Annotated in this window: 9 protein-coding genes; 8 read left to right on the top strand and 1 reads right to left on the bottom strand. The window is 66.2% G+C overall.

Translation table 11 applies throughout. The features are described from left to right. Both AC5RV1_RS18845 and AC5RV1_RS18840 read left to right on the top strand, forming a co-directional pair. Window positions 1-1,067, top strand: a 1,067-nt coding sequence (locus AC5RV1_RS18845; RefSeq protein WP_493995604.1) for a DUF885 domain-containing protein, incomplete at its 5' end; no start/stop codon positions are given. Between the two features lie 260 nt (window positions 1,068-1,327). After that, window positions 1,328-2,770: a dicarboxylate/amino acid:cation symporter gene (locus AC5RV1_RS18840; protein ID WP_493947373.1), complete on the top strand. Its 1,443-nt coding sequence runs from the start codon at window positions 1,328-1,330 to the stop codon at window positions 2,768-2,770. A gap of 75 nt (window positions 2,771-2,845) precedes the next feature. Here AC5RV1_RS18840 and AC5RV1_RS18835 read toward each other — a convergent pair whose 3' ends face one another. Next, on the bottom strand, window positions 2,846-3,406 hold the full coding sequence (locus tag AC5RV1_RS18835; RefSeq protein WP_493947374.1) for a hypothetical protein: 561 nt from the start codon (window positions 3,404-3,406) through the stop codon (window positions 2,846-2,848). Window positions 3,407-3,580: 174 nt separating this feature from the next. Here AC5RV1_RS18835 and AC5RV1_RS18830 point away from each other — a divergent pair, with 174 nt between their 5' ends. The 6 genes from AC5RV1_RS18830 to AC5RV1_RS18805 all read left to right on the top strand — a co-directional run bounded on the left by AC5RV1_RS18830 (window position 3,581) and on the right by AC5RV1_RS18805 (window position 10,635). After that, window positions 3,581-4,270 carry a TetR/AcrR family transcriptional regulator gene (locus tag AC5RV1_RS18830; RefSeq protein WP_493995603.1) on the top strand — a complete coding sequence of 230 codons (690 nt, stop codon included), beginning with the start codon at window positions 3,581-3,583 and terminating at the stop codon, window positions 4,268-4,270. 18 nt (window positions 4,271-4,288) lie between these two features. After that, window positions 4,289-6,811 carry an MMPL family transporter gene (locus tag AC5RV1_RS18825; protein ID WP_493995602.1) on the top strand — a complete coding sequence of 841 codons (2,523 nt, stop codon included), beginning with the start codon at window positions 4,289-4,291 and terminating at the stop codon, window positions 6,809-6,811. 9 nt (window positions 6,812-6,820) lie between these two features. Then, window positions 6,821-7,465, top strand: coding sequence for a Maf family protein (locus tag AC5RV1_RS18820; protein ID WP_493995601.1), 645 nt, complete (start codon window positions 6,821-6,823; stop codon window positions 7,463-7,465). Between the two features lie 130 nt (window positions 7,466-7,595). Next, on the top strand, window positions 7,596-9,407 hold the full coding sequence (locus AC5RV1_RS18815; RefSeq protein WP_493995600.1) for an acetyl/propionyl/methylcrotonyl-CoA carboxylase subunit alpha: 1,812 nt from the start codon (window positions 7,596-7,598) through the stop codon (window positions 9,405-9,407). Between the two features lie 18 nt (window positions 9,408-9,425). Then, on the top strand, window positions 9,426-9,866 hold the full coding sequence (locus AC5RV1_RS18810) for a YybH family protein (RefSeq protein WP_163164330.1): 441 nt from the start codon (window positions 9,426-9,428) through the stop codon (window positions 9,864-9,866). Window positions 9,867-9,897: 31 nt separating this feature from the next. Next, on the top strand, window positions 9,898-10,635 hold the full coding sequence (locus AC5RV1_RS18805; protein ID WP_493995599.1) for a glutamine amidotransferase: 738 nt from the start codon (window positions 9,898-9,900) through the stop codon (window positions 10,633-10,635). The last annotated feature ends 4 nt before the right edge of the window (window positions 10,636-10,639 follow it).

Raw genomic sequence — 10,639 nt, 5'->3', positions numbered from 1 at the left:
ACGCCGGGGCTGCCGCCGCCAGGAGCGCCTACGCCGGACTGGCCGGGTTTCTGCGGACCGAGCTGTTGCCCGCCGCGCCTGAAAAGGACGCCGTGGGCCGGGCCCGGTATGCGCTGGCCTCGCGTTCCTTCCTTGGCGCAACCGTGGACCTGGAGGAAACCTATTCCTGGGGCGTGGAGGAACTCGACCGCCTCATCGCCCAGCAGGAACAAGTGGCGCACACCATCAAGGCCGGTGCCACCATCGCCGAGGCCAAGGACATCCTGAACAATGATCCCGCGCGCCAGCTCAAGGGTAAGGAGGCGCTGCGGGAGTGGATGCAGGAACTCTCCGACAAAGCCGTGGCGGAGCTGGCCGGCGTCCATTTCGACATCCCGGACGTTATGAGGAAACTCGAGTGCCTCATCGCCCCCACCGATGAGGGCGGCATCTACTACACCGGCCCGTCGGACGACTTCAGCCGTCCCGGCCGCATGTGGTGGTCCGTCCCTGCCGGTGAGGATACCTTTACCACCTGGGCCGAGACCACCACGGTGTTCCATGAAGGCGTTCCCGGCCACCACCTCCAGGTGGCCACTGCCACCTACCGCCGCGAACTGCTGAACAAGTGGCGGCGGAACGTCTGCTGGACCTCCGGCCATGGCGAAGGCTGGGCACTCTATGCCGAGAAGCTGATGCAGGAACTGGGCTACCTGGACGATCCCGGTGACCACATGGGCATGCTGGACATGCAGCGGATGCGCGCCGCCCGCGTGGTGTTCGACATCGGCGTCCACCTCGAACTCGAAGTCCCCGAACGCTGGGGCTCCGGCACCTGGACTGCGGACAAGGGCTACGAGTTCCTGAAACAAAACCTCCCCATCAGCGAAGGACAGCTCAACTTCGAGTTCACCCGATACCTCGGCTGGCCAGGCCAGGCACCCTCCTACAAGGTAGGCCAGCGCCTCTGGGAACAGATCCGCGCAGAACTCGAAGCCCGTCCCGGCTTCGACCTGAAAGAGTTCCACACAAGGGCTTTGAACATCGGCTCAGTCGGCCTGGACACCCTGCGGCGGGCACTGCTCTGACCTTCACTGATTGGGCCCACGCCGGCAGGGTTCCCTGGCCGAGCTTGCGAGGTTAGGGAGCCGGTGGGGAGCACGCTGCCGGATGGGCCCCTTGTGTCCACTTTGGGAGACATTAACCACAGCGGGGGCGGGAATACTTAACAAAGCGCCTTCACACCCTTGATTCAACGGGGATTTTTTCCTGCTGCTGCAACTTTGGCCTCGTAATATTTCTCAATGTTCGTTCGCCGTGATATGTGGCCGGGCCCTAACGTAATCGGGTGAGCACTCAAACCCGCCCCTCAGAATCCGCAGGAAAGACCGGCTTCCAGCTCCCCAAGTGGGCTGGCTCGTTCGGCTTCCAGATCATCGCCGCCCTCATCGTCGGGCTTGGCCTCGGCCTGCTGGCCAAGTACACCGGCAGCACCAAAGCCAGCCCCAATGGCCTCGGCGCCACACTGCAGACCATCGGGTCCAGCTATGTGTCCCTGCTGCAGACCGCCGTCGTGCCCCTGATCTTCACCGCTGTCGTCAGCTCCATCTCCAACCTCCGCCAGGTGTCCAACGCCGCCAAGCTCGCGTGGAACACCCTGCTGTGGTTCGCCATCACCTCCCTGATCGCCGTGCTGATCGGCATCGGCCTGGGTGTCCTGCTGCAGCCCGGCGCCAACACCGGCATCACCGAGGAAGCCAAGTACTCCGGCAAGTCCGGTGACTGGTGGGCCTTCCTGGTAGGCCTCTTCCCCAAGAACTTCCTCGGACTGGGTGCCAGCTCCACCGTTGCCGAGTCCGGCGCCGTCACCACCTCTGTCAGCTTCAACGTGCTCCAGATCCTGGTGATCGCCATCGCCGTCGGTGTTGCCGCACTCAAGGTGGGCAAGGCGGCAGAGCCGTTCCTGAACCTGAACGCCTCTGCACTGGCCGTCATCCAGAAGGTGCTGTGGTGGATCATCCGCATCGCACCGCTGGGTACCGTGGGCCTCATCGGCAACGCCGTGGCTGTTTACGGCTGGGACACCATCGGCTCGCTGGGCAAGTTCACCTTCGCCATCTACGTAGGCCTGGCCCTGGTCCTCTTCGCGGTCTACCCCATCCTGGTCCGCACCCACGGACTGTCGGTCAGGCAGTACTTCTCCGGCGTGTGGCCCGCCGTCCAGCTGGCCTTCGTCTCCCGCTCCTCGGTGGGCACCCTGCCCCTGACCCAGCGTGTGACCGAACGCAGCCTCGGTGTCCCCCGCGGGTACGCTTCCTTCGCCGTGCCGCTGGGCGCCACCACCAAGATGGACGGCTGCGCGGCAATCTACCCCGCCATCTCCGCCATCTTCGTCGCACAGTTCTTCGGCATCCAGCTCGACTTCAGCCAGTACCTGCTCATCGCACTGGTGTCGGTCCTGGGCTCGGCCGCAACAGCCGGCACCACCGGCGCCGTCGTGATGCTCACGCTGACCCTCTCCACGCTGGGACTGCCGCTTGCCGGCGTCGGCCTGCTCCTCGCCATCGATCCCATCCTGGACATGGGCCGCACCGCGGTGAACGTCGCCGGCCAGGCGCTCGTCCCCACCATCGTGGCCAAGCGCCAGGGCATCCTGGACGAGGAGCTGTACAACGCACCCCGCAACGGCACCCCTTTTGCTGACGACACTGCGGACACCGCCGCTGCCGCCCCATCCGACGGAACCTCCACGGACACCACAGCGCGCGAACTGGCGGACGCGAAGGCCTAAGGGTCTTGCGCTCACTACTGCGGTAGAAAAAGTCCCCGGGAATTTTCCCGGGGACTTTTTCATGCCGTCAACAGGTCAGCGGCCGCCGCCGATGACGCCGTTTTCCACCGCCTTGGTCACGGCGTCAGCCTCGGCCTGCGTCAGCTTTCCGTCCGTCACGGCCTGGTCCAGCCGCGTTTTGAGGGCTGCGGCCTTCTCTGCCTGCTTCTCAGCGCGGAGCTCGGCCAAGGCTGCGCTGACCTTGGACTCCTCGATGCCCAGGGTTCCGGACAGTGATGTGGCCAAGGCTGCGTCGCGGGTGGCGGCATCGGGCTTCGTGCCTTCCGTGGGCGGGGTTGTGGGCTTGTTCGCTTCACGGAAGGCCTGCAGCGCCTCCGTCACTTTGGCTTCCTCCACCCCGAGCTTTTCCGCCAGCGCGGATGCCTGTGCGATGCCCCGCTCCCCACCGCGGCTGCCGTGCTTGCCCATGCCTCCTCCCGCGGTGCTGGTGCTCCCGTCCGCGGATGCGCTGGAGCTGGCACTGGGTGCGGGAGCCGGTGTTGTGGTGGCGGAGGCCATGCCGGCAACTCCGATTCCGCCAACAAGGGCCAGCGCCGTGGCTGACAGGCCGAGGGTCATTTTCTTTGTGCGTGACATTTTTGTGTCTCCTGGATCCGCCGTCGGTGACGGCTGCTGATGGTTCGCCTCTTCCGAGGCACCACCAGCATCCCGGCGCAGGTTCTGGAAGAGCTGTTCGGAACCTTTCATCCAGCTGTGAAAGCGGGCAGACAAAACTTGCCCACAGTGCAAACTTGCACATAGTGTAAGAGCGTGACCCCTTCCCTCAGCCCGGCGGCCCCCTCGCCTGCAAGCCCCTCCCGGCGCGAGTTGAACAAGGCTGCCACCCGGCAGGCAATCACCGAAGCCGCTCTTTCGCTGCTGCGAAGCCATGGCCCCGGAAGCTTCACCGTGGAGGACATCGCCGATGCCGCGGGAATTTCCCGGCGCACCTTCTTCAATTACTTCAGCAGCACCGACGCCGCCCTCGCTTCGGTCACCCACGGTTTCCTGGACAACGCGATCCAGCAGTTTCGGCTCCGCCCGGCCGAGGAACCGATCCTGCAGTCGGCCCAGGCAGCCCTGATGGCCCTCGCAGATCCCATGACCGTTGCCCCGCTGGCCGAGCTGTTCACCCTCACCCAACAGAGCGCCCTGATGGCCCACTCGGAACTTGAAGCGTGGGACCACTGCCGGGAACAGATCACCGCGGTGGCCAGGGAACGCGCCACCGGAACGCCCGGCGCCGACGACGAGCTCTACCTCCGTGCCTTGGCGGGCTCCGTGATTTCCTGCGGCAAAGCGGCCATGGAAGTCTGGTTCGCCCGCCGCGGTGCCGACCTCTCACCGGCGTCGCTCGCCGAACTCCGGCAACTGCTGATCGACGCCATGGCGCTCCTGGGGTCCGGTTTCACGGCAGTTCAGCCCCCTACCTCTACCCGTTCAGACTCCCGTTCCTCCTGATCAGATCGGTTTCCCTTCATGGCACTGCTCCTTTACCGCCTGGGCAAGTTCTCCTACCGCCGCCGCTGGCTGGTCATCTCGCTGTGGCTGGCCATCCTTGTGGCCGTGGGTGGCTCGGCCGCTGCCTTCCACGGCACGCTGTCCAACAACTTCCAGATTCCGGGCACCGAAACCCAGCGCATCGCGGACAAGCTGAAGGAAGAGCTTCCCTCAGCATCCGGCGGCACCGCCACCATCGTTTTTGAAGCACCCGACGGCGGGTTCACCGCCGAAAGCCGCGCCGCAGTCACCAACGCGCTGAAGAAGCTTGAGACCGTCCCGGACGTCCGCGGCACGGTGGATCCATTCGCCACCCAAGCGCAGGTGGACCAGGCCGGACAGGCCATTACCGCTGGCGAACAGCAGCTTGCGGCGGGCCAGGCACAATTGGAGGCCTCCCGCGCCGAGCTGGACGCCGGCAAGGCGCAGCTTGCAGCCGCCGAACAGCAGCTGGCTGCAGCCGGCGCCCCGGCAGCCCTCATCGAGGCACAGCTTGGCGGGCAACAAGCTGTGCTCGGGGAAGGACAGGCAAAGCTCGACGCCGGCGCCCGGGAACTGGAAGCCAGCAAGGCGAAGCTGGAACTGGGCAAGCGCCAGGCAGAAGCTTCCTCGGCCATCCGGTTCGTCTCCGAGGACGGCCGCGCCGCCGTAGCGCAGGTGCAGTTCAGCACCTCCATAAACGGCCTGAGCCCCGACGTCCGCCAGCAGGTCCAGGACATCGCCCATGAGACCTCCGCAGCCGGCGTCACCGCCTACGCCAGCAAGGAAATCACCGAGGACATTTCGGAACTCTTCGGCGCCGCAGAGGTCATCGGCATCGCCGTCGCGGCCCTGGTGCTGATCATCATGCTGGGGACGCTGATCGCCGCCGGGCTGCCGCTGCTCATGGCAGTGGTGGGCGTCGGCGTGGGCGTCGGAATCACTTTCGCCCTCTCCGGCCTCTTCGACATGAGCTCCATCTCCCCCATGCTGGCCCTCATGCTGGGCCTGGCCGTGGGAATCGACTACTCACTGTTCATCGTCAACCGGCACCGGACGCAACTCCTTGCCGGCATGGCACAGGAGGAATCGGTAGCACGCGCCACCGGCACGTCAGGAAACGCGGTGGTTTTCGCGGGCCTCACGGTGATCATCGCCCTGGCCGCACTGGTAGTGCCGGGTCTGCCCTTCCTCGCCGTGATGGGCCTGGCCGCGGCCGGAACCGTAGCAGTGGCCGTACTGGTGGCCATCACGCTCACCCCGGCCATGCTGTCCCTGATTGGCCGCCGCATCATCTCCCGGCGCGCCTGGGTCAAAGCAGACGCCCACAATGCCCAACCTGGCCATGAAGCGGCCGATGAAGCCCAGGACCGCGAGCGCAGCACCCGTGGCTGGGGCGGCCTCGTCACCCGGCATCCCGTGCTGGCACTCCTGGCCGGTGTGTTCCTCCTGGGCACCCTTGCACTGCCCGCCACCCAACTGCAGCTTGCACTGCCCGACGGCGGTTCCGAGCCGGTGGACTCCGAGGCTTACCAGGCCTACGACCTCACGGCGCGGAGCTTCGGCGAAGGCGTCACCGGCCCCATCGTGGCCGTGGGCGAGTTCCCGGCGGATCTGGACGAGGCCCAGGCACAGGCGCTCCAGTACGACGTCGCAAACAAGCTCCGCGCCGTGGACAACGTCGTGGCCGCCGTACCGGTCGCCCTCAGTGACGACCGCCGCACCGCAGTCTTCCAGGTCATCCCCGAAGAAGGACCGGCCAGTGCCAGCACGGTCCAGGTGGTCTCGGAACTGCGCGGCCTCAACGACGAAATCCAGTCCGAGTACAACGTGGCGATGGGCCTGACGGGGCAGACTGCCGGGAACGTGGATGTCTCCACCAAGCTCGGTGACGCCCTGCCGCCCTACCTGGCGATCGTCGTCGGGCTTTCCCTGATCCTGCTGCTGCTGGTGTTCCGCTCCATCGTTGTCCCACTGCTCGCAACGGGCGGTTTCCTGCTCTCCCTCGCCGCTGCGTTCGGGGCCGTGGTGGCGGTGTACCAGTGGGGCTGGCTGGGAGGCGTGTTCGACGTCGCCAACCCCGGCGCCGTCCTGAGCTTCCTGCCCATCATCCTGATCGGCGTGCTCTTTGGACTGGCCATGGACTACCAGGTGTTCATTGCCTCCGGAATGCGCGAAGCGTACATGCACGGTTCCTCCGCCAAGCAGGCGGTCCGGGTGGGATTCCGGCATGCAGCAGCAGTGGTGACGGCGGCGGCGATCATCATGGTCAGTGTCTTCGCCGGCTTCATCTTCAGCCACCTCACCATGGTGCGGCCGCTTGGCTTCGCGATGGCGTTCGGCGTGCTGCTTGATGCCTTTGTGGTGCGCATGACCATCGTTCCTGCCGTGATGTACCTGCTGGGAGAGAAGTCCTGGTGGCTCCCCCGCTGGCTGGACCGGATCCTGCCGGACGTCGATGTGGAGGGCGCCAAGCTCAGCCGGCCCGAGGCGGCCCCGGCACCAAAGGCGCTGGTCCACTAGGCTGAAACTGTGGTCCGCCTGATTCTCGCTTCCCAGTCCCCCGCCCGTACCAAACTCCTCGCCGAGGCCGGCATCAAGCATACGGTCCTGGTGTCGGACGTCGATGAGGAGGCGGTACAGGCGCGGTACGGCGTCACCGACCCGCACGACACCGCACTGCTGCTGGCCCGGGCGAAAGCGGAGGCTGTGGCGGCGCTGCCGGAAGCGGAGGGGGCGCTGGTACTCGGGTGCGACTCCGTCTTCGAATTCGACGGCGAGGCGCATGGCAAACCGTACACCGCCGCCGTCGCCCGTGAGCGCATGCTGCGGATGAGCGGCAACGCCGGAGTCCTGCATACGGGGCACTGGCTGGTGGACTGCCGCGATACAGACCCCGACGACGGCGCAGCCCCCGGCACGGGCGCCACCCTTGGGACGGTGGCATCGGCGGAGGTTTCCTTCCTGGACATGGATACGGCGGAGATAGACGCCTACATCGCCACCGGTGAGCCGCTGCACTGCGCCGGGTCCTTCACCATCGATGGCCTCGGCGGGGCCTTCATCCGAAAGGTCGACGGCGACCCGCACGCCGTCGTCGGCCTTTCCGTCTCCACGCTCCGCGGTTTGCTCGCCCAGGCGCAGGTGCGCATCACTGAGCTCTGGCAGGCGGCATAAAGCGGGGTCAATTCGGGGCGTCTTGTAGCTTCCCTACAAAGCATGACCTCTTTACACGCGGATTCCGCAAGTAATATCGGCGGAACCCTCAAAACCGCGCTAGGCTCCCTGAAGGAAAGAAGGAGACGCCTTGTCAGCAAATTTGGAGCAGTCCGTACGTCCCACGCAGTCGACCCTCACGAAGGTGCTGATCGCCAACCGCGGTGAAATCGCGGTACGCATCATCCGCGCCGCCCGTGATGAAGGCATCGCCTCCGTTGCTGTCTACGCCGACGCAGACCGCGACGCGCTGCACGTCCGCCTTGCTGATGAGGCCTATGCGCTCGGCGGGAACACCGCTGCCGAGTCCTACCTGGTGATGGACAAGATCATCGATGCCGCGCGCCAGTCCGGTGCCGATGCCATCCACCCCGGCTACGGATTCCTGGCCGAAAACGCACAGTTCGCTGCCCGCGTGATCGAGGCCGGCATCACGTGGATCGGTCCGTCCCCAGAGGCCATCTCCGCCCTCGGCGACAAAGTCCAGGCCCGGCACATCGCAGAGAAGGTGGGCGCACCCCAGGTCCCCGGCACCGCGGACCCCGTCAAGTCCGCCGAGGAAATCCTTGACTTCGTGGACCAGTACGGGCTGCCCGTGGCCATCAAGGCAGCCTTCGGCGGTGGCGGACGCGGCATCAAGGTGGCCCGGAGCCGCGACGAGATTCCCGAACTTTTTGAATCCGCTGTCCGTGAGGCCACCGCTGCCTTCGGCCGCGGCGAGTGCTTCATCGAGCGCTTCCTGGACGCGCCCCGCCACGTGGAAACCCAGTGCCTGGCGGACGCCCACGGCAACGTTGTGGTGGTCTCCACGCGCGACTGTTCGCTGCAGCGCCGCAACCAGAAGCTCGTGGAAGAGGCGCCCGCCCCGTTCCTTACCGAGGAGCAGAACCGCCGCCTGTACGAGTCCTCCAAAGCCATCTTGAAAGAGGCCGGTTACCTGGGCGCCGGCACCTGCGAGTTCCTGGTGGGCCAGGACGGCACCATCTCCTTCCTTGAGGTGAACACCCGCCTGCAGGTGGAGCACTGCGTTTCCGAGGAAGTCACCGGCATCGACCTGGTGCGTGAGCAGTTCCGCCTGGCCCGCGGCGAGGAACTCGGCTACGACGATCCCGAGGTTCGCGGCCACTCCTTTGAATTCCGGATCACCGGCGAAGACCCGGGCCGGAACTTCCTGCCGGCACCGGGCACGCTCCGGGTCCTGAAGAACCCCACCGGCCCTGGCATCCGCATCGACTCCGGGGTGGAGCAGGGCGACGTGATCAGCGGCAACTTCGATTCAATGCTGTCCAAGCTCATTGTGACGGGTGCCAGCCGGCCGCAGGCCCTGCAGCGGGCCCGCCGCGCCCTCGAAGAGATGGTGGTCGAGGGCATCCCGACGGTGATCCCGTTCGACCTTGCCGTGGTCTCGGACCCCGCATTCGCGCCACCCGAGGGCCCCTTCAGCGTCCACACGCGCTGGATCGAGACCGAGTTCGTCAACAACCTCCCGGCCTGGACTCCGGACGGCGCCGGCACCGATGTGGACGCCGAAGAGCGGCAGCGCGTGGTGGTTGAAGTGGGCGGCAAACGCCTTGAGGTAGTACTCCCGGGCTCGCTCGGTTCCGTGGGAACCGGCTCGGCCGGCACTGCGCCCAAAGCAGGCAAGTCGAAGAAGCGCTCCCGCTCGGGCGGTACGGCAGCAGCGACCGGCAACGCGTTGACTTCCCCCATGCAGGGCACCATCGTCAAGGTGGCCGTGGCGGAGGGCGATGTTGTGGCCGAGGGAGACCTCGTTGTGGTCCTCGAAGCGATGAAGATGGAGCAGCCGCTGACGGCACACCGCTCCGGAACCATCACCGGCCTCACCGCCACACCCGGGGAAACGGTGTCAGCCGGCGCCGTCATCGCCACCATCGAAGACTAGCAAGCGCCGGAGGCCCCCATGCTCGCACCAAGTTTTGAAGAAGAAGTGGACCGCTACCATCTGGCCGTCCCTGAAATCACCCGGGGCAACCCCGGACCTGTCAAGGAACTGTACTCCCGGCTTGACGACGTGACGCTGGCGAACCCTTTCGGCGGCATTGCCCGCGGCTGGGCGCAGGTGGAAGCCCGGCTGGACCAGGCTGCCCGCCAGTTCCAGGACGGCGAGATGCTCGGATTCGACACCATCACGTCCTACACCGCGCGTGACACTGCTTTCCTGGTGGAGACGGAACATTTCCGCGCGCGGCTGGACGGCGCCGCCGTCGCCGAGGAGTTCGCGCTCCGCGTGACCAGCGTCTTCCGCCGCGAGGAAGGGTACTGGAAGCTTGTGCACCGCCACGCTGATCCCGCTGCCCGGCCGCAGTCCCGCCGGTCCCTGAGCCAGCCCGCCAACAGCTGACAGGTTCTGCCGGAAAAGGCACACTTAGCAGATGTTGCCTTTCCTGCTCCTGGCGTCAAGGGCCGAAGACGCCGCCGCCGAGGACGAATACGCCGCCTATCTCCGCTACGGCGGACTGGAGCCCCAGGAGCTGCGGCGCATCAGAATGGAGGCCGCTCCCCTGCCTGAGCTGGACCTCGCGGATTACTCGGGGGTGATTGTGGGCGGCAGCCCGTTCACGTCCAGCGACCCGCCCGAGCACAAGACTCCGACGCAGCACCGGGTGGAACGTGAATTGTCCGGCCTCCTGGACCAGGTAGTTGCCCGTGACTTCCCGTTCCTCGGTGCCTGCTATGGCGTTGGCACCCTCGGAACGCACCAGGGCGCCGTGATCGACAGAACCTTCGGAGAACCACTCGGCGCCGCAGAGATTGAGCTGACCGACGCGGGCCTGGAGGATCCAGTGCTGGCCGGCATGCCCAGGAGGTTTACCGCCTTCACAGGGCACAAGGAGGCCTGCACGGTCCTGCCGCCGCACGCCGTGCTGCTGGCCCGGTCCGCCGCCTGCCCGGTCCAGATGTTCCGCGTCCGCAGGAACCTTTACGCCACCCAGTTCCACCCGGAACTGGACGTGGACGGTCTCGTCACGAGGATCGACATCTACCGCCATGCCGGCTACTTTCCGCCAGAGTCGGCGGAGGAATTAATGGCGCAGGCCCGGCAGTTCACCGTCGCCGAGCCGATGAACATCCTGAAGAATTTCGTGGCCCATTACGCCTCGGGGACATAGAAAT

Source organism: Arthrobacter sp. Hb9-2 (assembly GCF_059091165.1).
The sequence above is the reverse complement of the archived record's forward strand: the minus strand, read 5'-3'. Positions and strand labels throughout refer to the sequence as shown.

Bases quoted from the DNA above. Each gene is read 5' to 3' on its own strand.
- AC5RV1_RS18835 (WP_493947374.1), bottom strand. From the start codon at position 3,406: ATGTCACGCACAAAGAAAATGACCCTCGGCCTGTCAGCCACGGCGCTG.
- AC5RV1_RS18825 (WP_493995602.1), top strand. From the start codon at position 4,289: ATGGCACTGCTCCTTTACCGCCTGGGCAAGTTCTCCTACCGCCGCCGC.
- AC5RV1_RS18810 (WP_163164330.1), top strand. From the start codon at position 9,426: ATGCTCGCACCAAGTTTTGAAGAAGAAGTGGACCGCTACCATCTGGCC.
- AC5RV1_RS18805 (WP_493995599.1), top strand. From the start codon at position 9,898: ATGTTGCCTTTCCTGCTCCTGGCGTCAAGGGCCGAAGACGCCGCCGCC.